The organism is Nonomuraea sp. B1E8 (assembly GCF_039871515.1).
Lineage (GTDB): Bacteria > Actinomycetota > Actinomycetes > Streptosporangiales > Streptosporangiaceae > Nonomuraea.
Genome location: NZ_JBDPLS010000006.1, coordinates 485,842 through 503,534, shown reverse-complemented (window position 1 = coordinate 503,534; position 17,693 = coordinate 485,842). Strand labels below are relative to the sequence as shown.

Below are 17,693 nucleotides of genomic sequence, written 5' to 3'. Positions count from 1 at the left end.
ATGAAAAAGCTCTTCATGTTCTTCGCCGCGAAGTGGCTGACCCGGACGCCGCTCGGACTCGCCGTGCTGGGGCTGGGCTGGTTCCTGAGCAGGCGGCGCAGGCAGCGACAGGAGGGCGCCCGGCCCCCGGAGCGGCGGCCGGTGACGGCCCATCGCTAGGTTCCGCGATTCAGTGGACGCGGCGCGAAGAAATGTGGACTGCCTGCTAAGGACATCGCGTGGGAATCGGGGCAATCTGGTCGGCACCGCCAGGGGAGGCATCGCACGCACATCTTCTGGTCGGCGTCCGCGTCGTTGGTCACGGAAGGGGTTGTCATGAAGGGACTCATGCGGCGGGCGGGCGAGCGGCTCGTCGGAGCGGTGTTGCCGAGAGTGGAAGCCGGTGCGTGTGTGCCGGAGCACGGCCAGTGCTGCAAGAAGGGCTACCGCTTCAGCTGCCTGGGCAGCTGCACCAGCAAGTCGTCCACCTGCAAGTGAACAACTAACCACCGGAGCGGCCGGCGGGGGACGCTTCCGCGTGCCCCCGCAGGCAACCGTGCCCACCCGGAGGCCGAGGTGCTTGACCTGTTCGCTCGCGTGTTGCTCGCCGTTGTCTTCTCTGCGGCGGTCGTGGGGAAGGTGCGTTCCCGGCAGGGACTGGCTGAGTTCCGTGACCTGGTCGCGGCGGTCGGGCCGCGATGGCTGCCCGCCACTCCGGTCGCCGGCGTGGTCGTGGCGGGGGAGGCCGCCACTGTGGTGCTGCTCGCTGTTCCCGGCATGCGGCCGGCCGGCTATGCCGCGGCGGCCGTGCTTCTCGTGGTGTTCTGCGCTGGGATCGCGCGTGCGGTTCTGGCCAGGCGCCCAGTGCGTTGTCAGTGCTTCGGCGCCGGTGGTGGTCTGCTCGGCCCGCGGCATCTGGTCCGTAACGGTCTGCTGGTGGCTGTCGCCGTGGCCGGTGCGTTCGCCGGTGGCGTGCCCGCGTCCGCTCCGGGCGTGCTGGTCGCCGTGGTCGCCGGAGCGTTCGCCGGTCTGCTCACGATCCGCTGGGAGGACGTCGCGTTCCTCCTCGTTCCCGCCGGGAGGAACCGTTGACCCTGCTCACCACCGCCGTCGTGCTGCTCGCTGCCGTGGTCGTGGTGCATCTGCTGTTCACGTTCGGGTTGGTGGCCAGGGTCCGCGAGTTGCAGCAGCACGGCGGCGCGCCCGCCCGACACACGAGCGTGCCGAGTCCCGGTACGGTCGTCGGCCCGTTCTCGGTGACCGGCGTGGACGGCGTCACGATCTCCCAGGCCGATCTGGACGGCCCGGTCCAGGTGGGGTTCTTCCAGGTCGGTTGCGGGCCGTGCCGGATGTTGTCGGACGCGCTGGTCGCCGCTCCGCCGGAGGCGCGGTTCGTGTCGATGGTGCAAGGTGATGCGGATGCTCCTGAGGCGACGGAGCGGTTGGTCGCCAAGCTCGGCGTGCTGGGCCGGGTCGCGCTCATCGGGGTCGACGATCCCGTGCTGAGCGCGTTCGAGATCGTCGCGTTCCCGACGCTGCTGCACACGCACAGCGGCGTGGTGACCGCGTCCGGCACCCGGCTCGACGACTTCGCGGAGGTCACCGGCGCTCCGGCGAAGGTGGCATGACCCGGTCCGCCGCTCGTGCCGGCGTGGTGGCGCTCGCGTTGCCGTTCCGGTCCGTGCCGGTGACCGCCACCACCGCACTGGGGCTGACCGTGCTCGCGGGCGCCGCGCCCGCGAGCGGGGCATGGCTGACGATGCTGCTGGTCAACGAGCTCACCACGGGTACAGCGAGCACGGGCCGGGCGGTGTTCCTCGCCATCGCTTCGGCGCTCGCAGGAGGGCTGGCCATCGCTCTTCTCTATCTCGCCGGCTATCTCGGCGAGGTGGTCCGGCACCGGGTCACGCTGACCGTGGAGAGCCGGTTGTTCCAGCGGGTCGCCACTCTGCCGGGGCTGCGACACATCGAGGATCCCGCGTTCCACAACCGGTTGCGGCTCGCCGAGGAGGCCGCGCAGGAAGCGCCCGGCACGGTTTCGCAGTTCGCGCAGGAACTGGTCCACTCGGTGATCGTGCTCACCGGCTTCGCGGGCGTGCTCCTGGCGGTGTGGCCGCCGATGACCCTGCTGCTGCTCGCGTCCGTGCTGACCGCCGTGCTCGCCAGGCTGGCGACCGCGCGGCGCGAGGTGGCCGTCGAGGAGGCGTGGGTGGCCACCGACCGGCGCCGCCTGTTCTACCGGGCACTGCTCACCGATGTGCGCGCCGCCAAGGAGATCAGGCTGTTCGGCCTCGGCACGCTGCTGCACACCAGAATGATCGACTCACTGGCGGCGGTAACGCACGCACGGCTGTCCGTGGCACGCCGCGGCGCGCTGGTGCAGAGCGGGCTCGCGTTGCTCGGCGCCGCCGTCACAGGGGTGGGCACGGTCGTGGTCGCCACGAATGTCGCCACCGGTGGCGCGCCGGTCGGCGACCTGGTGCTGTTCCTCGGTGCGGTGGCCGGAGTGCAGACCGGGCTGTCCGGCGTGGTGCTCCAACTCGGCGAGGCCATCCGCGCGGCGCGGCTGTTCGTGCACTACCTCGACGTCCTCGACACCGGTGACGACCTGCCGGACGGCATGGGCACGCCACCTCCGTCGGCGACCATCGAGGTACGGGACGTCTGGTTCCGGTATGGCGAGGAAGGCCCGTGGGTGCTGCGCGGGGTGAACCTGACCATTCCCGCCGGGGCCGCCGTGGGGCTGGCCGGTGTCAACGGGGCGGGCAAGAGCACGCTGGTGAAACTGCTGTGCCGGTACTACGACCCGCAGCGCGGCACGATCACCTGGGGTGGTGTGGACATCCGCGAGCTGGACGTCGCGGCCCTGCGCGCGCGGATCGGCGTGGTGTTCCAGGATTTCATGACCTACGACCTGACCGCGGCCGAGAACATCGGCATCGGGCAGGTCCAGCGTCTCGGCGACCGGTCGCGGATCGTCGCGGCCGCGCGGGCGGCAGGCGCCGACGACACGGTGGCGGCCCTGCCCAGCGGCTACGACACCGTACTGTCCCGGACGCACACCGACGACGACGGTGAGCGGGCCGGCGTGACGCTGTCCGGCGGGCAGTGGCAGCGGATGGCCCTGGCTCGCTGCCTGATGCGCGCCGACGCCGAGCTGATCGTGCTCGACGAGCCCACCTCGGGACTGGACGCCGAGGGCGAGCACCGTGTGCACGCCACCCTGCGCCGGCACGCGCAGGGCCGTACCCGGCTGCTGATCTCCCATCGCATGTCCGCGCTGCGCGGCGCCGACCTGATCGTCACCCTCGTCGACGGGCGGACCTCCGAACGGGGCAGCCACGACGAGCTGATGGACGCGGACGGCGAGTACGCCCGGCTGTTCCGCCTCCAGGCCGGCGGCTACCAGGACGCGAGGGTGCGATGATCGGCTGGATCAGGGTGACCGTGCGCGGCCACAGCATGGCGCCCACCCTGCGGAACGGCCAGCGCCTGCTCGCGCGGCGCTTACGCCGCGACCCCCGGCGCGACGACATCATCGTCTTCCGGGTCGCGGACGATCAACTGCCACACCGGATCAAGCGGGTATCCGCCATCGCCGGCGACCCGCTGCCCGACTGGCTCGCCCCCTCGATGCCGGACGTGCCCCACGTGCCGGCCGGATATGTCGCGGTGGCCGGAGACAACCCGCGCTCCCAGGACTCCCGCCAGCTGGGACTGGTCCACCGCCGCGACATCATCGCCACTGTCCGGCACCCGCGCGGTGGCGTGGTCACTTGAGGGCTCCCGCCGTCAGCCCGGCGACGATGCGGCGCTGGAAGAACAGCACCAGTAGCACCAGCGGGATCGTCACCAGCACGCCCGCCGCCATCTGCGTGCCGAACGGGGTGTCGAACTTGGCCGCGCCGGTGAACTGGGCGATCCGGACCGTGGCCGTCTGGCGGGACTGGTCGTTGACCATGGTGACGGCGATGATGAACTCGTTCCAGGTCGCGATGAAGGCCAGGATCGCCGTGGTGAAGACTCCCGGCGCCGCCAGGGGGAGCATGACGCGGCGGAAGGCGGCGAAGGCGGTGCAGCCGTCGATCATGGCGGCCTGCTCCAGCTCGTACGGCAGCTGCCGGAAGAACGTCGTCAGGTTCCAGATGGTCAGCGGCAGGGCGAAGGACATCGACGGGACGATCATCGCCTGGTAGCTGTTGATCCAGCCGATCGTCGTGAACAACTTGAGCAGCGGCACGATCAAAAGTGCGCCGGGGAACATGGACACGGCGATCACGAGGGCCAGGACGGCGTTCTTGCCGCGGAAGGCCAGCCGGGCCAGCGCGTACGCGGCCATGGTGCCGACCAGGAGGGTGACCGCCGTGGTGGTGCCCGCGACGACGAGGCTGTTGACCAGCGACCGGCCGAAGCCCATGCCCTCGGCGAAGACCGCGTCGTAGCTCTCCAGCGACCACGGGGCGGGCAGCGGCGACTTGTCGTGGATGTCGGCGGTGCGGCGGAAACTCGACACCACCATCCAGTAGAACGGCACCAGGCAGTACAGCGCGATGCCGGTCATCGCGGCCCTACGCCACATCGCGGGCCTCCTTCCTGCGCGAGCGCACGTCGCTCAGCAGATCGGCTCCGAGCAGCCTGACGAACACGAACGCGATGACCGCGATGTAGGCGAACAACGCCGTCCCGTACGCCGACGCGGGCCCGTAGTGCACCCGTGTCGCCTCGTCCCAGATGAGCCCCGACAACGTCTCCACCGACTGCTTGCGCGGCCCGACCAGCACGTACGGCAGGTCGAAGATGCGCAGCGCGTCCATCAGCCGGAACAGCACGGCCACCAGCAGGGCGGGTCTGACGAGGGGCAACGTGATCCGCCAGAACGTCTGCCAGGGGGTGGCGCCGTCGACCTTGGCGGCCTCGTACACGCTGGACGGGATGATCTGGAGGCCGGCCAGCACGAGCAGGCCGACGAAGGGGGCGGTCTTCCAGGTGTCGGCGATGATCACGGCGAGCTTGGCCCAGGGGCCGTCCGCGGTCCAGAGGATGTCGGTGCCGAGCAGGGCGTTGGCCACCCCGTCCGCCTGGAAGATCCACTTCCACATCAGGCCCGCGACCGCGGTCGGGACCGCCCACGGGATCAGGATGCTGGCCCGCAGGAACGCCTGTCCCCTGAAGGCCCGCCGCATGACCAGCGCCATGGCCACACCGAGCACGACCTCCAGCGCCACCGTCACCACGGTGAACAGGGTGGTGTTGAACGCGGCGTTCACGAAGCGCTGCTCCACCACGCCCGCGTAGTTGGCGAGCCCGGCGAACCATTCGCCCTCCACCACGAACCCGTCCGCGTCGAGCCGCTGCCCGCTCTCGTAGAACGACTCTCGCATGGCCGCGACCAGCGGGTAGAAGACGACGAGCGCCAGCACGATCATGGTGGGCGACAACATGGCCGCGGCCGTCCACGACTGGCCGCGCGGGGCGGCCGGGCGCACTCTCACGTGAGCAGCGGGCCGAGGGCTGACTGCAGCTCGGTCAGCGCCTGGTCGACGGGCTTGGCGCCGGTGACGATGGCGTAGGCGGACTCCTGGACGGCGGCGGTCACGTCGCCGTACTTGACGGCCGCGGGGCGCGGCACGGCGGCGAGGATGCCCTCCTTGAGCGCCGGCAGGTACGGGTACTTCTTGATCAGCTCGGGATCCTCGTAGATCGCGGCCCGCGCCACCGGCATCGAGCTGGTCTGCGCGAACGCCTTGATCTGCGCGGCGCTGGTCATGAACGCGACGAAGTCCCTGGCGCTCTGCTTGTGCTTGGAGAAGGCGGAGACGGCCAGGTTGTTGCCGCCCAGCGTGCCCGCGCCCGGGCCGGTCAGCCCGGGGATGGGCGCCACGTCGACCTTGCCGGCGACCTTGCTGGAGCCGTCGGTCTTCTGCGCGGCCTCGTAGCCGTAGGCCCAGTTGCGGTAGAAGAGCAGTTTGCCCTCCTGGAAGGCGACCCGTCCCTCTTCCTCCTTGTACGTGATCGCCTCTTTCGGGATCATGCCGCTGTCGAACCCGTCGGCGAGGAACCGCGCGGCCTGCTTCGCCGCCTCGCTGGTGACCTGGGGCTTGCCGGATTCGTCGAGCAGCCGGCCGCCGGCGGAGGAGACGGCCTCGGCGAAGTTCACGGTCAGGCCCTCGTACTTGTCGAACTGGCCGGCGTAGCAGCTCATGCCCTTCTGCTCGGGCAGGACGTCCGCGCAGATCTTCTTCATCTCGTCCCAGGTCTTGGGCGGCTCCTTGACCAGGTCGGTGCGGTAGTAGAGCAGGCCGGTGCCGGTGAACAGCGGCATCGCATAGAGCTTGTCGCGATATTTCGCCGTTTCGATGGTGGTGGGGAGGAGGCCGGTCGTGTCCAGCTTCAGCTCGTCCACCCACCGGTTCGCGGCGAACTCGCTGGTCCACACCGCGTCGATGAGGATGACGTCGCCGGTGTCCGACTTGGTCTGCGCGCTCTGGATGAGCTTGCGGCGCTGCTCGTCGGCGCTCTCCGGGAGCAGCACGACGGTCGCCTTCTCGTCGGGGTGCGCGGCGTTCCAGGCGTCGACGATCTTCTGCACCGACTCGGCCTCGAACTTGCCGCCGAGGAACGTGATCGGCCCGCGCCCGCCGTTCTCCTGCGCGGCCGGCGCGCTCGCGGGGGTCGTCGAGCCGCAGCCGGCCAGTCCCGCGCCGAGCGCCAGCGCGGCGGCGATGTGGATTGCCTTCATCGGGGGGTTCCTTCCAGGGTTACGGTCTCGCCGCGCAGCCGCGACCGCTCGGCCGCCCAGGCGATGAGGTGGCTGTGCAGGCTCTCGCCGGGGGAGGAGAGGATCGGGGCGCGGTCTCTCGTGGCCACAGCGGTCAGGAACGCCTCGACCAGCGCCTGGTCGCCGCCGCCGTGGCCGCCTCTCGCCGTCGCGTCGCCGGTCGGACTGGTGTCGACGGTCTCGGATCGGCCCGTGACGAAGTCGGTCACGGTCAGGCGGTCGCCGTCGCCCTCGATGGAGCCTCGGGTGCCGAAGATCCGGGTCTGGCGGTGGAGCGCGGGCGTGAAGGCCGTCATCGTGAACGAGGCGGTCGCTCCTCCCTCGAACTCCAGGTTCACGACCTGGTGGTCGACCACGTCGTTGTCGCAGGCGTACACGCACCTGCCGTACGGGCCGGTCCTCAGCGCCTCCAGCACCCCCTGCTCGGAGACGTCGTCGGTGAGCACGGACAGCGGCCACTCGTCCGTGCCCGCCAGCGGCAGGTAGATGCGCCGGGCGGAGTAGGGGCAGCCGGGCTCGACCCGGCAGTCGAGGCAGCGGTCGGCGGCGCCCTCCGGCCGGTTCTCCGGGCGGAAGTGCTGGAGGCCGCCGAACGACGACACGCGGGTGACCTGCCGGCCCGTCAGGTGCACCAGCCAGTCGAGGTCGTGGCACGACTTGGCGAGCAGCATGAACGTGGACTCGTCGGCCCGCCGCCAGTTGCCCCGCACGTACGAGTGCGCCTGGTGCCACCAGCCGACCGGTTCCAGGTGCTGGATGTTGACGATCTCGCCGATCCGGCCCTCGTCGAGCAGCTCTTTCAGCACCTTGGTGTACGGCGTGTAGCGCAGCACGTGGCAGACGGCGAACACCGCGCCGGAGCGCTCGGCGGCTTCCACGATCGCGTGGCAGTCGTCCTCCGACACCGCCATGGGCTTCTCCAGCAGGATGTCGTAGCCCAGCTCGGCGAAGCGCACGGCCGGCTCGACGTGCTCGCGGTCCTGGGTGGCGATGACGACCGCGTCCGCCTGGCGGGGCAGCGCGGCCAGCTCGCGCCAGCCGGCGTACGGCGTCGCGTCGGGGAACCTGGCGCGGCGGCCGGCGAGCGGGTCGGCCACCGCGACCACGCGGGCCCGGCCGGTCTCGACGGCGTGGTCGGCGTAGGAGGCGCCCCGCGAGCCCGCGCCGACGATGGCGAGCGTGATCATCCAACTCCTCTACTTATGTAACCAATTCACGTATGTCGGCTGATGCTAAGATCCGGGCTGGTAGACGTCAATAGGGAAGTTATGGGGAAAGGTCTCATAAGTGACCGAGCTTCGGCCAGGTGACGCGTCGCTGCTGCGTAAGGTGAACACCCAGGCCACGCTCAGGGCCCTGCGCCGCGAGGGCGTGGCCACGCTGACACAGCTCGGCCGCATCACCGGGCTGTCCAGGCAGACGGTCGAGGCGGCCCTCGACGAGCTGGGCGAGCGCGGCTACGTCAAGGAGGTGCCGCCCGACGAGGGCGCGATGGGGCGGCCCGCGCGGCGGTTCGGGTTCCGAGCGGACGCCGGCTACGTGGTGGGCGTGGAGGTCGGCGGCGACACCATCGTGGCCGCGCTGGCCGACCTCGGCGGCGAGGTGATCGCCTGGGAGCGGGCCGAGGTCGGCATCGACGCCGCCGCCCACGAACGCCTGGCCGCCGCCCGCCGCACCTGCCTGGCCTGCGTGGACGGCGCGGGCGTGGCGCGCACCCGCGTGTGGGCCGTGGCGGCCGGCACCTCGGGCATCGTCGACCGCACCGGGCGCGTGTCGTTGTCGATCACGCTGCCCGGCTGGACGGGCGTCGACCTGGCGAGCCTGGCCGGAGACTGGTTCGGCTGCACCGCGCTGGCGGCCAACGACGCCAACCTCGCCGCGCTCGCCGAGCACTGGCGCGGCAGCGCCCAGCACGCCTCCGACGTCGTGTACGTCATGATGGGCCGCCGGGTGGGCGCGGGCATCCTGATCGGCGGCCGGCTGCACCCGGGGCGCGGCGGGGCCGCGGGCGAGATCGGCACGCTGCGCCAGGTCGGCTGGGAGGACGCCGCCCGCGACCTGGTCAAGGACGCCTCGGCGGCCGAGGTGTTCGAGGCGGCGCTGCGCGGCGACCGCGAGGCCCGGCGCCGGGTCGACGGTTACGCCGAGACCCTCGCCATCGGCGCCTCGGCGCTCGCGCTGGCCATCGACCCCGACCTGCTGGTGCTGGGCGGCGGCTACGTGCGGGCCGGCGACGTGCTGCTCGAACCGGTCAGGCGGCACCTGGCCGAGCTGTGCCTGAGCGTGCCCGAGGTGGTGGCGTCCACGTTCGGGGACGAGGGGGTGGCGCTGGGCGCGGTACGTCTCGCGCTCTCCCACGTCGAGCGCGAGATCCTCGGCCTCTAGCCGCCTCGCGGGTCGTGCCAGATCGCCCTGGCCGACTCCAGCATGGCCGCTCTGACCTGCTCCTCCGGCAGGTCCATGGTCTTGACCGTGCCCCACTGCAGCGCGCCGAGCAGGGCCCAGCCCTTGAGCCGGGTCTCCGGGCCCGGATCCTCGCCCACGAGCTTGGTGAAGATCTCGTCCCTGTACGTCCTGATCACCGCGCGCTCCGAGCCGGGCGGGACGGGGGAGACGGAGTCGTCTCCGGCCAGGTCCTCCATGAACAGGCGGATCACCGAGCGGTAGCGCACCGCGAACCCGACCAGGGCCTCGACGAACTCGTCCCGGCTCTCGTGGCCGGCGTCGAGCAGCGCCAGCATCTCGCCGGCCGCCGGCGAGAGGAGCTCGGCCGCCAGGCGGTCCTTGGGGTGGAAGTGGTAGGCGACGGCGGTCTTGGTCAGCCCGACGGCGGCGGCGATGTCGGCCAGCGACGTGGCCGCGTAGCCGCGCTCGGCGAACAACTCGCGGGCGGCGGCCAGGATCCGGGTGCGGGTGTCGTCGGCTGTGGTCATCGTCTCAATTCTCTAGAGGAGACAGCCTTCCCAGTATTTCCCGCTTTATCGTATGTCCTGTACGACCGTACTGGACGGCCGTCGAGTGGGGGCTTTGCGATGACGCGGTTGCTGGGACGGCTGGGCGGCTGGTGCGCGCGGCACGGGCGGATCGTGCTGGTCCTCTGGGTGGTCGCGGCCGCCGCGCTGATGGGCGGCAGCCTCGTGTTCGCCGCTCCCACCAGCAACGACGCGAGCATCCCCGGCACCGACGCGCAACGCGCGCACGACCTGATGAAGACCGGCTTCGGGCCCGGCTACGCCGGGGGCGGCACGGTGCAGCTCGTCGTCTACTCCGCCGACGGCCCCCTCACCGACGACGCGCCCAAGCGCGCCGTGGAGCGGGCCGTCGACCGGCTGCGCACCATGCCGCACGTCGTGCAGGTGGACTCGCCGTACCGCGTGGGCGGCATCGCCTCCAATCTGCGGATCGGGCTCATCGGCATCCGCATGGAGGGCCACGACAGCGACGAGATCGCCGCACTCACGCAGAGCCTGTCCAAGGCCGCGGACCCGGCGCGGGCCGCCGGGCTCGAGGTAGTGCCCGCGGACAGTTCCACGCCCGCCGACAAGGAGATCAAGACCGGGCCCAGCGAGATCATCGGCGTGCTCTGCGCGCTGCTCGTGCTGGTGTTCGCGTTCGGGACGCTGGTGGCCGCGCTCATCCCGATCTTCGCCGCGCTGGTCAGCGTGGCCTCGGGGCTCGGCGTGATCGGCCTGCTCGGGTGGGTGGTCGACATGCCCAAGCAGGCCGGCATCATGGCCACGATGATCGGGCTCGGCGTGGGCATCGACTACGCGCTGTTCCTGCTGTCCCGCCACCGCCGGCTGCTGGCCGACGGGGTGCCGGTCGTGGAGTCCGTACGCCGCACCGTGTCGAGTTCGGGCGGAGCCGTCGTGTTCGCCGGCGGCACCGTGATCATCGCGTTGAGCGCGCTGATGCTGGCCGGCTTCCCGCTGCTGGCCACGCTCGGCTGGGTCACCGGCATCTCGGTCGTCGCCGCCGTGCTGACCTCCGTCACGCTCGTCCCGGCCCTGCTCGGACTGCTCGGCCACCGCGTCAACGCGCTCAAGGTGCCGTTCCTGAAGGGCGCCGGCGGGTCCGGCGCCGGATGGGCCGGGCTCGGCTCGTGGGTCGCCCGCCGCCCGTGGCGGGTGTTGTTCGCCAGCGCCCTCGTGCTGGGAGCGCTGGCCGCGCCCGCGCTTGCGCTGAAGCTCGGGCCCCTCGACGAGGGATACGGCGCCCAGGGCTCGGATTCGCGGCGGGCGTACGAGCTGATGGCCACCGGCTTCGGGCCCGGCGCCAACGGGCCGCTGATCGTGGTCGCCGAGCTGCCCTCGAAGGTAGCCGACTCGGGAGACCCGGTCGTCGACCACCTCACCCGCGCGATCGACGACGTCGAAGGCACCGCCCACGTGGGCGAGCCCAAGGTGAACACCTCCGGCCGGTCGGTCCTGCTCCAGGTCGTCACCGACTACGCCCCGAGCGACGCCCGGGCCGCCGACGTGGTCAGGGACATCAGGGAACTCGCGCTGCCGGGCGTGCAGGTGCACGTCGGCGGGAAGGTCGCGGGGCTCACCGACGCGGGAGACCGCATGGCCGAGCGCACCCCGCTGGTCATCGGCGTGGTCGTGCTGCTGAGCGCGCTGCTCCTGCTGCTCGCCTTCCGCGCGCCCATCGTCGCGATCAAGGCCGCGGTGATGAACCTCGTCTCGCTCGGGGCCGCGTTCGGGGCGCTGGCGCTGGTGTTCTCCATCGGCGTGGGCAGCGGGCTGGTGGGCATGGACCCGCCGGCCAGCGCATCGTACGTGCAGACCATCTTCTTCTCGGTGCCGATCGAGAGCTACGTGCCGTTGATGTTGTTCGCGGTGCTGTTCGGGTTGTCGATGGACTACGAGGTGTTCCTGCTGACGGCGGTGCGGCAGGCGTACCAGCGGCACCGGGGCAACGCCCGGTCGGTGGCGCAGGGGCTCGGGTCGACGGGCCGCGTCATCACGTCGGCCGCCCTCATCATGGTGGCGGTGTTCGTGGCGTTCATCGCGTACCCGGATCCGATGGTCAAGACGTTCGGAGTCGGGCTGGCGGTGGCCATCGCGGTGGACGCCACGATCATCAGGGGCTTCCTCGTGCCCGCCACCATGGTGCTGCTGGGGCGGCTCAACTGGTGGTGCCCGCGCTGGCTCGACCGCATCCTGCCGAACCTGTCGGTAGAGGGCCACGAGGAGGACGAGACCCCGGCCCCGCCGCGCCGCGAGCCCGCCAAGGCCGGCGTGTAAGGACGCCTGGTCAGTCGGAGTCGGTCAGGTTGCAGGCGGGAACCCAGCCGACGACCCCGGTCGCCACGTTGCGGCCGTGGTGCCACAGGGTGCTCTCGAAGAAGTCGCAGCGGTAGAGGCCGTGCTCCTCCGACCGGTCGGACTCGAACCCCTGACCGGCGTAGCCGACGCCGGCGCGGCCCGAACCCGCCCTGGGCTCGCTCCAGATGACCACGCCCAGGGCGCCGAAGTCGTGGACGTCTCCGGCCACGGCGGACTGGGCCTGGACCCCCGTCATGACCAGCCCGGTGAGCGCCCCGGCCATGGTGACGTTCTTCATGTGCACCGTCTCTCCTCCCCGTGGTGTCGGTAACCCACGGTAAGAGATCGGTCGCTCATCGTTCCAGTGGTTCGGCTCACGTCGTCGGCCTCAGCCGGTCAGCGTGCCTGTGGAGCGGCGGCGTCAGACCATGTACTGGTCGTGGCGCAGGTACAGCTCCGTCCACTCCTCCGGGCTCAGCTGCCGGCCGGTGGCGGCGATGCCGGCGAGCTCCTCGAAATACGCCTCGCGGGGCGCGCCCGGCGTGAAAAGGATCAACATCGAGGCCGGTTCGCCCGACTCGTTCTTGAAGGCGTGCACACCGCCCTCGGGCAGGAACAGGAAGTCACCCGGCTTGCCGTCGGCCCACTTCTCGCCGTTGTAGAGGCGGATCGTGCCCGACAACACGTAGAACGACTCGGTCATGGTCCGGTGGAAGTGCGGATCAGGGCCGCCCGGGCGCGGGCCCATCTCCCACCGGTAGAGGCCGTACGCGCCGTTCGTGGAGCCGCCCGTCGCGAGATAGTGCACCTGCGTGCCTCCCACGCCCATGGACAGGTCAGGCTCCCGGCCGGCCAGCTGGAACGTGCCGCTGTGCTCACCGGTCTCGCCGAAGTAGCGGGGCTCGGGATAGGACATACCGCCTCCTCTGATCTTTGGAGGAAGTCTAGAAAACCCTGCCGAACCTCTGAGACACCACAACATCGGACGGCAGAGACGGTCACTAGCCGATGTACGGCTCCGCGTTCTCAAGACCCCGGTCTATCCGCAACCTGATCGCCGGGTGGATCGGGTAGTCGTCGAGGGCGGCGGACTCGACCCACCGCACCTCCCGCGCCTCGGACGGCTCCGGCCGCACCTCGCCTCCGACGACGCGGGCGCGCAAGCAGATATTGATGGGTTGTCGTACCTCGTCCACCTGGTCGCCGTGCAAATACACGATGACGTGATCCGGGGTGGAGAACACGCCGACGAGGCCGATCACCTCGACGTCGAGACCCGTCTCCTCCCTGCACTCCCGCGCCCCGGCCTGCGCGACCGTCTCTCCCCTCTTCACGCCGCCTGTGGGGATCGTCCACAGGTCGTTGTCCGTACGGCGCAGCAGCAGCAGGCGCCCGGCCTCGTCGCGGACGAACACAGACGCGGACGCCTTACGGCTGGTCGGCTTGGGTGCGTCTGGATCTCGCCAATAATCGACACGTTTCGTCATGCCGCTGCCCCTCGATCCCACGGCCGGGCTGACGCCCACACTCGCTCGTAGCTTTCCAGGTAGGTGTTGAACCAGGCCCCATCCATCCGCCGGAGGTGGAACGTAGGTGTGTAGGCGGCGAGCAGCCCGTACACGTGCACGTTCACCAGCATCTCGTCGTCGAATCTGTAGATGCTGTTGTAGAGGGGCGTGTCGTGCAGCCTGATCTGTACGGACGGTGGCATGCGCTGGCCGTAGTAGGCCATCACCGACGTGACTCGCCCGGCGACGCCACCTCCGATCTCGTACTCGGCGTCCCGTGCCGCGAGTTGTGCGCCGTTCGGGTCGCCGATCAGGAGCCGTACCCGCGCCCCCGCCTTCGCCTTGCCGGCCAGCGTCGGCAGCCAGTCCGGGTGTTCCTCTGTCAGGAACAGACCGGCGAACGCGAGCAGGTCGATGTTGCGTTCGGCGTTGCGCAGCACCTCCGTCCACAGATGGCGGGGTACGTCGTTGCGCCGCGGGTAGGAGGTGACCAGCTCGGCGCCCCCAAGCGACGTCCTGTCGATGGCATCGGGCCACAGGTACGATTCGTCCTCTTCGAGGATGGCTGCGACCCGGTAGCGAGTTTTGGGGTAGGGGATGACCCTGCCGGTAAGCCAGCGCTCGACGGACTTGACGCTGACCTCGGCCGAATCCGCGAGCTGCTGCGGATCGAGGCCGGCGCGGAGCATGGTCCGGCGCAGGCGTTCGTTCACCATGGCGGCATCCTTCCGCAGGACTTTTGAGGCCATCTAGTGGTCTGCAAGATGTCCTCAGGTGTCCTGGGGTGACGGTGCGCTGTCCTCTGGTAACGCAGGATGATGCGTGGCATGAGCAGGATCACCGCCGAAACGCTGGCCAGCCTACGCTCCGCGTACGGCGACGACTGGACCATCTGGAGCAGCAACACGGGTGCGTGCTACGCGACACGCCGTCGCAGGCTCCGCGCCGCCGAGATAGCCGTCGGTCTCGCTCAGACCGTGGACGCCGATGACGCCATGGCTCTGACCGTTCGGCTGCGCATCCAAGAGGGCCTGGCGGGCCTGGACCACACCTGAGAAGAGCGACATGCGTACCTGGAGACCACACATCCCCCGAACTCCGCGCACGCGTTTTCATGACACGTCCTGCTGCGGCGAGTACGACCTTGTCTCCGAGGGCGGGGAGTTTCTTGTCGTCCGCCAGTCCGAGGACGGCAGCAATGAGGAGACGGCACGAGGGCCTTACGGCCAGGCAGTCACAGCGTGGCTCGACCTGGCCGCAGGACACCAGCACCGCGGGGTGCTCGAAGGGTGGTGCCATGAGCGACACGGTCGCGCTACTCCGCCGTGAACTAGCGAACACCCTTGCCCTGGCTCACGCCTTCCACGTGAAGGAAGTTTCCGGGGAAGGCTTCGTCGGCGACCTCATCGTTTGGGGCGAAAACTGACCTCAATTGGGACGATTCCTGAAGGCAAGGCTGTCCGTCGAGGGGCACGACGTCGCGACCGCGCCCGAGCCCGAAACGAGAAAGGCATCCGCTGGGGCGGCTGGCCCAGAGTCTCGATCGTGAAGACCGAAACCCGCCACCGGCGGCCGGTCGTGGGTAGTGTGGATCAGGGTCTCTGGGCGGCTTCGTCGCTTTCGGTCCCTTTTTGTTGTGTGCGTAGTCGGAGGTGATCACGGTGCACCCGGTCTAGCGACGGCCCCATCCAGGGGCGTCACGGAGCCGAAAGGTGACCGTATGAGCAAGACCGACAGGACCCGGCCCTGGTGGGTGCGGATGGCCGACGCGCCGCCGATGACCTCCGTGCCCGTGCATGATCATCGTTTCGGGCCGTGCACGCTGCCGGACGAGATCACCGCCGACAGCGCGAACTGGCGCAGGGACGGCTGTTTCTGGGGCGCCCCCGGCTACCACGTGCTCGTTCGCGACACCAAAGGCGCCAACCGGGAGTGGTACTACATCCGCCGTGAGGAGCGCCGTCGCAGCCGGCACCAGGCGCGCCGTGAGCTGCGCGCCCACCGCGCCGATCGCGCTCATCTCGACGAGGACTGAGCCGACGCGAGGGCCCTGCGGCCGGGTGGTCGCAGCGTGGCCCTGACGCGGCCTGACAAGGCCATGGGTTCTAGAAGGTGATGACCGTGCGGGCGACGGTGCCCTGGCGGACGTGGTTCACGGCTTCGTTGATCTGGTCGAGGGGCAGGCGTTCCGTGATGAGGCCGTCGAGGTCGAGGCGGCCCCGGAGGTACTGCGCCGCCAGCATGGGCAGGTCGCGGTGCGGTGCGGCGTCTCCGCCCTGGGTGCCCATGAGGCGGCGGGAGGCGAACAGCAGGCCGGTGTCCACCTCGGCGGGGTGGCCTTGGGGCGGGCTGCCGACCATGACCGCGGTCCCGCCGGGACGGGTGGCGGCGAACGCCTGGGAGAGCACGCCGGGCGCGCCGGTGGCGTCGAAGGCGTAGTCGACGCCGCCCTTCACGAGTTCGCCCACCTGCCGGGGCAGGTCCGCGGCGAGGAGGGTGTGGGTGGCGCCGAAGCGTCCGGCCAGCTTGAGTTTCGGCTCGGCCGTGTCGGCGGCGACGATCGTGGTCGCGCCCGCGAGCACCGCCCCCTGGATGACGTTGAGTCCGACGCCGCCGCAGCCCACGACGAGGACGGTGGCGCCGGGGGGCACCCTGGCGACGTTCGTGACGGCGCCGACGCCGGTGACGACGCCGCAGGCCAGCAGGCACATGGCGGCGAAGGGGGCGTCCGCGGCGATCCGTACGCACATCGCCTCGGAGACGACGGTGTACTCGGCGAACGAGCCGATGCCGATGAAGCGGCGGGTCTCCTGCCCGTCGAGGGTGACGCGCGGCGGGCCGCCCATGATGGTGGGGAGCCTGGCGGGGCCGGAGCACAGGTGGAACTGGCCCGCGCCGCACGGGCGGCACCGGCCGCAGGGGCCGTTCATGGCGATGATGACGTGGTCGCCGGGCTTGACGGTGGTCACGCCCGTGCCGACGCTCTCCACCACTCCGGCGCTTTCGTGTCCGAGGATGAACGGTGGCCGGCTCGCCACGGGGCTCTTGCCGTCGATGGCCTTGAGGTCGGAGCCGCACACGCCGGACGCCATGATCCGCACGCGTGCCTCGCCGGGGCCGGGGTCGGCGATCTCGACCTCGCGGACCTCCAGGGGGGCGTGGAACCTGGTCAGGACGGCCGCGCGCATCAGCATGCGCCCAACGGTAACCCGGTGCCGAAATCGTGAGCAAGCGGTTGTTAGGGACCCCGTTGACACCCCTCCCAGGCGAATTCACGCTCGCCACAACGGCACGCCCGCCGAGATCAGGCAGGACCCGGTCGTCAGGGCCGCCTATCTGGGCTGAGCGTGGCGCTCGGTGAAGGACAGGATGCGCCTCCAGGCGTCCTGGCACGCCTCGGCCCACTCGCCGTAGGCGCGGTCGAAGAACGAGTGCGGCGCGCCCTCGTAGACGTGCGTCTCGTGCTCTGTGCCCACCTGGTCGAGAGCGGCCTCGTACGCCTCGAACTGCTCCGGCGTCGAGACCGTGTCGGCCCCGCCCCTGAGCAGGAGGAGCGGCGCTCCCGGGCCTGAGCCCGGCGGCTCGATGAAGCGCAGCGCGCCGTAGAAGCCGATGCCGCCGGCCAGGCCGTTGCCCTCGGCGGCCTGCCGCCAGGACTGTGCGCCGCCCATGCAGAAGCCCACCGTGAACACCGGCCCTCCGCCCGACAGCGCCTCGGTCGCCGCCCTCGCGTCGGCTCTGATCCCCTCGTTGGTGAGCTGGTTGACGTGCGTCATGAAGTCGAAGTCGTCGCCGCGCTCGCCGCGGCCCGCCGTACGGCCGAAGTAGTCGATCGCGATCGTGGAGAATCCCGCCTCGGCGAAGCGCACGGCGAGGTCGCGGTAGAAGGGGTGCAGGCCGCGTACGTCGGGCAGGATCACCACGCTGCGGCCGTTCGGCTCGGCGGGCTCGGCCCGGTAGGCGAGGAAGCGGTTGCCGTCGGCGGCGGTCAGCTCGATCTGCTCATGCCAGGCCACCTCCCCCTGGACGGGCGGGGCGGGCGGTCTGCTGTCGGTGGAATGGCACATGCCGGAGAACCTGCCCGGGGCGTTCCCGGATATCCACGTGCTCGGCGGCGGCGATGGTCGCGCGGGGCGGAGCGGCCGCTCCGGCGCCGGG

22 protein-coding genes are annotated in these 17,693 nt (G+C 70.6%); 11 read left to right on the top strand and 11 right to left on the bottom strand.

Going from position 1 to position 17,693, the window contains the following annotated elements; all coding sequences use genetic code 11:
- The 6 genes from ABGA98_RS23020 to ABGA98_RS22995 all read left to right on the top strand — a co-directional run bounded on the left by ABGA98_RS23020 (position 1) and on the right by ABGA98_RS22995 (position 3,759).
- Positions 1-159, top strand: a complete 159-nt coding sequence (locus tag ABGA98_RS23020; protein ID WP_347620427.1) for a DUF6203 family protein — start codon at positions 1-3, stop codon at positions 157-159.
- 156 nt (positions 160-315) lie between these two features.
- Positions 316-477, top strand: coding sequence for a hypothetical protein (locus ABGA98_RS23015; protein ID WP_347620426.1), 162 nt, complete (start codon positions 316-318; stop codon positions 475-477).
- 78 nt (positions 478-555) lie between these two features.
- Complete coding sequence (locus ABGA98_RS23010; protein ID WP_347620425.1) at positions 556-1,071, top strand: MauE/DoxX family redox-associated membrane protein; 516 nt, start codon at positions 556-558, stop codon at positions 1,069-1,071.
- Positions 1,068-1,607, top strand: coding sequence for a hypothetical protein (locus tag ABGA98_RS23005; protein WP_347620424.1), 540 nt, complete (start codon positions 1,068-1,070; stop codon positions 1,605-1,607). The genes ABGA98_RS23010 and ABGA98_RS23005 overlap by 4 nt, the downstream gene beginning before the upstream one ends.
- Complete coding sequence (locus ABGA98_RS23000; RefSeq protein WP_347620423.1) at positions 1,604-3,406, top strand: ABC transporter ATP-binding protein; 1,803 nt, start codon at positions 1,604-1,606, stop codon at positions 3,404-3,406. Before ABGA98_RS23005 ends, ABGA98_RS23000 begins: the two co-directional genes overlap by 4 nt.
- On the top strand, positions 3,403-3,759 hold the full coding sequence (locus ABGA98_RS22995; protein WP_347620422.1) for a S26 family signal peptidase: 357 nt from the start codon (positions 3,403-3,405) through the stop codon (positions 3,757-3,759). The genes ABGA98_RS23000 and ABGA98_RS22995 overlap by 4 nt, the downstream gene beginning before the upstream one ends.
- Here ABGA98_RS22995 and ABGA98_RS22990 read toward each other — a convergent pair.
- Genes ABGA98_RS22990 through ABGA98_RS22975 form a run of 4 tightly spaced genes read right to left on the bottom strand, consistent with a single transcriptional unit; the run spans position 3,752 to position 7,944 of the window.
- Positions 3,752-4,558: a carbohydrate ABC transporter permease gene (locus ABGA98_RS22990; protein ID WP_347620421.1), complete on the bottom strand. Its 807-nt coding sequence runs from the start codon at positions 4,556-4,558 to the stop codon at positions 3,752-3,754. The two genes, ABGA98_RS22995 and ABGA98_RS22990, sit on opposite strands and share 8 nt — an antisense overlap.
- The gene (locus ABGA98_RS22985) at positions 4,548-5,471 is read right to left on the bottom strand and encodes a sugar ABC transporter permease (RefSeq protein WP_347620420.1); all 924 of its coding nucleotides are present in this window, start codon (positions 5,469-5,471) and stop codon (positions 4,548-4,550) included. The genes ABGA98_RS22990 and ABGA98_RS22985 overlap by 11 nt, the downstream gene beginning before the upstream one ends.
- Positions 5,468-6,718: an ABC transporter substrate-binding protein gene (locus tag ABGA98_RS22980; RefSeq protein ID WP_347620419.1), complete on the bottom strand. Its 1,251-nt coding sequence runs from the start codon at positions 6,716-6,718 to the stop codon at positions 5,468-5,470. The genes ABGA98_RS22985 and ABGA98_RS22980 overlap by 4 nt, the downstream gene beginning before the upstream one ends.
- Positions 6,715-7,944 carry a Gfo/Idh/MocA family oxidoreductase gene (locus ABGA98_RS22975; RefSeq protein ID WP_347620418.1) on the bottom strand — a complete coding sequence of 410 codons (1,230 nt, stop codon included), beginning with the start codon at positions 7,942-7,944 and terminating at the stop codon, positions 6,715-6,717. The genes ABGA98_RS22980 and ABGA98_RS22975 overlap by 4 nt, the downstream gene beginning before the upstream one ends.
- Before the next feature lie 100 nt (positions 7,945-8,044).
- On the opposite strand from ABGA98_RS22975, the gene ABGA98_RS22970 reads away from it, so the two are divergent.
- The gene (locus ABGA98_RS22970; protein WP_347620417.1) at positions 8,045-9,142 is read left to right on the top strand and encodes an ROK family transcriptional regulator; all 1,098 of its coding nucleotides are present in this window, start codon (positions 8,045-8,047) and stop codon (positions 9,140-9,142) included.
- On the opposite strand, the gene ABGA98_RS22965 is transcribed toward ABGA98_RS22970, so the two are convergent.
- The gene (locus ABGA98_RS22965; RefSeq protein ID WP_347620416.1) at positions 9,139-9,690 is read right to left on the bottom strand and encodes a TetR family transcriptional regulator; all 552 of its coding nucleotides are present in this window, start codon (positions 9,688-9,690) and stop codon (positions 9,139-9,141) included. The two genes, ABGA98_RS22970 and ABGA98_RS22965, sit on opposite strands and share 4 nt — an antisense overlap.
- Positions 9,691-9,789: 99 nt before the next feature.
- On the opposite strand from ABGA98_RS22965, the gene ABGA98_RS22960 reads away from it, so the two are divergent.
- Positions 9,790-12,006 carry an MMPL family transporter gene (locus ABGA98_RS22960; RefSeq protein WP_347620415.1) on the top strand — a complete coding sequence of 739 codons (2,217 nt, stop codon included), beginning with the start codon at positions 9,790-9,792 and terminating at the stop codon, positions 12,004-12,006.
- A 10-nt stretch (positions 12,007-12,016) separates the two neighbouring features.
- Here ABGA98_RS22960 and ABGA98_RS22955 read toward each other — a convergent pair whose 3' ends face one another.
- From ABGA98_RS22955 to ABGA98_RS22940, 4 genes are all read right to left on the bottom strand, one after another.
- On the bottom strand, positions 12,017-12,325 hold the full coding sequence (locus ABGA98_RS22955) for a hypothetical protein (protein ID WP_347620414.1): 309 nt from the start codon (positions 12,323-12,325) through the stop codon (positions 12,017-12,019).
- A 123-nt stretch (positions 12,326-12,448) separates the two neighbouring features.
- The gene (locus ABGA98_RS22950; RefSeq protein WP_347620413.1) at positions 12,449-12,943 is read right to left on the bottom strand and encodes a cupin domain-containing protein; all 495 of its coding nucleotides are present in this window, start codon (positions 12,941-12,943) and stop codon (positions 12,449-12,451) included.
- A gap of 85 nt (positions 12,944-13,028) precedes the next feature.
- The gene (locus tag ABGA98_RS22945) at positions 13,029-13,514 is read right to left on the bottom strand and encodes an NUDIX domain-containing protein (RefSeq protein WP_347620412.1); all 486 of its coding nucleotides are present in this window, start codon (positions 13,512-13,514) and stop codon (positions 13,029-13,031) included.
- Positions 13,511-14,251: a helix-turn-helix transcriptional regulator gene (locus ABGA98_RS22940; RefSeq protein ID WP_347620411.1), complete on the bottom strand. Its 741-nt coding sequence runs from the start codon at positions 14,249-14,251 to the stop codon at positions 13,511-13,513. Before ABGA98_RS22940 ends, ABGA98_RS22945 begins: the two co-directional genes overlap by 4 nt.
- Positions 14,252-14,362: 111 nt before the next feature.
- Here ABGA98_RS22940 and ABGA98_RS22935 point away from each other — a divergent pair, with 111 nt between their 5' ends.
- The 3 genes from ABGA98_RS22935 (at position 14,363) to ABGA98_RS22925 (ending at position 15,570) form a co-directional block, all read left to right on the top strand.
- The gene (locus ABGA98_RS22935) at positions 14,363-14,590 is read left to right on the top strand and encodes a hypothetical protein (RefSeq protein ID WP_347620410.1); all 228 of its coding nucleotides are present in this window, start codon (positions 14,363-14,365) and stop codon (positions 14,588-14,590) included.
- Positions 14,591-14,832: 242 nt separating this feature from the next.
- Positions 14,833-14,961 (top strand): hypothetical protein, encoded by a 129-nt coding sequence (locus tag ABGA98_RS22930; protein WP_347620409.1) that lies wholly within the window; start codon positions 14,833-14,835, stop codon positions 14,959-14,961.
- 294 nt (positions 14,962-15,255) lie between these two features.
- Complete coding sequence (locus tag ABGA98_RS22925; RefSeq protein WP_347620408.1) at positions 15,256-15,570, top strand: hypothetical protein; 315 nt, start codon at positions 15,256-15,258, stop codon at positions 15,568-15,570.
- A gap of 70 nt (positions 15,571-15,640) precedes the next feature.
- Here ABGA98_RS22925 and ABGA98_RS22920 read toward each other — a convergent pair whose 3' ends face one another.
- On the bottom strand, positions 15,641-16,729 hold the full coding sequence (locus tag ABGA98_RS22920; RefSeq protein WP_347620407.1) for an alcohol dehydrogenase catalytic domain-containing protein: 1,089 nt from the start codon (positions 16,727-16,729) through the stop codon (positions 15,641-15,643).
- Positions 16,730-16,867: 138 nt separating this feature from the next.
- Positions 16,868-17,602 carry a dienelactone hydrolase family protein gene (locus ABGA98_RS22915; protein WP_347620406.1) on the bottom strand — a complete coding sequence of 245 codons (735 nt, stop codon included), beginning with the start codon at positions 17,600-17,602 and terminating at the stop codon, positions 16,868-16,870.
- Positions 17,603-17,693: the final 91 nt, after the last annotated feature.

Coding starts and splice junctions, on each gene's coding strand:
- ABGA98_RS22960 (WP_347620415.1), top strand. CDS start 9,790: ATGACGCGGTTGCTGGGACGGCTGGGCGGCTGGTGCGCGCGGCACGGG.
- ABGA98_RS22965 (WP_347620416.1), bottom strand. CDS start 9,690: ATGACCACAGCCGACGACACCCGCACCCGGATCCTGGCCGCCGCCCGC.
- ABGA98_RS23020 (WP_347620427.1), top strand. CDS start 1: ATGAAAAAGCTCTTCATGTTCTTCGCCGCGAAGTGGCTGACCCGGACG.
- ABGA98_RS22990 (WP_347620421.1), bottom strand. CDS start 4,558: ATGTGGCGTAGGGCCGCGATGACCGGCATCGCGCTGTACTGCCTGGTG.
- ABGA98_RS22930 (WP_347620409.1), top strand. CDS start 14,833: ATGAGCGACACGGTCGCGCTACTCCGCCGTGAACTAGCGAACACCCTT.
- ABGA98_RS22940 (WP_347620411.1), bottom strand. CDS start 14,251: ATGGTGAACGAACGCCTGCGCCGGACCATGCTCCGCGCCGGCCTCGAT.
- ABGA98_RS23000 (WP_347620423.1), top strand. CDS start 1,604: ATGACCCGGTCCGCCGCTCGTGCCGGCGTGGTGGCGCTCGCGTTGCCG.
- ABGA98_RS22920 (WP_347620407.1), bottom strand. CDS start 16,729: ATGCTGATGCGCGCGGCCGTCCTGACCAGGTTCCACGCCCCCCTGGAG.
- ABGA98_RS22915 (WP_347620406.1), bottom strand. CDS start 17,602: ATGTGCCATTCCACCGACAGCAGACCGCCCGCCCCGCCCGTCCAGGGG.
- ABGA98_RS22950 (WP_347620413.1), bottom strand. CDS start 12,943: ATGTCCTATCCCGAGCCCCGCTACTTCGGCGAGACCGGTGAGCACAGC.
- ABGA98_RS22925 (WP_347620408.1), top strand. CDS start 15,256: ATGAGCAAGACCGACAGGACCCGGCCCTGGTGGGTGCGGATGGCCGAC.
- ABGA98_RS22980 (WP_347620419.1), bottom strand. CDS start 6,718: ATGAAGGCAATCCACATCGCCGCCGCGCTGGCGCTCGGCGCGGGACTG.
- ABGA98_RS22995 (WP_347620422.1), top strand. CDS start 3,403: ATGATCGGCTGGATCAGGGTGACCGTGCGCGGCCACAGCATGGCGCCC.
- ABGA98_RS22975 (WP_347620418.1), bottom strand. CDS start 7,944: ATGATCACGCTCGCCATCGTCGGCGCGGGCTCGCGGGGCGCCTCCTAC.
- ABGA98_RS22935 (WP_347620410.1), top strand. CDS start 14,363: ATGAGCAGGATCACCGCCGAAACGCTGGCCAGCCTACGCTCCGCGTAC.
- ABGA98_RS22955 (WP_347620414.1), bottom strand. CDS start 12,325: ATGAAGAACGTCACCATGGCCGGGGCGCTCACCGGGCTGGTCATGACG.
- ABGA98_RS22945 (WP_347620412.1), bottom strand. CDS start 13,514: ATGACGAAACGTGTCGATTATTGGCGAGATCCAGACGCACCCAAGCCG.
- ABGA98_RS23015 (WP_347620426.1), top strand. CDS start 316: ATGAAGGGACTCATGCGGCGGGCGGGCGAGCGGCTCGTCGGAGCGGTG.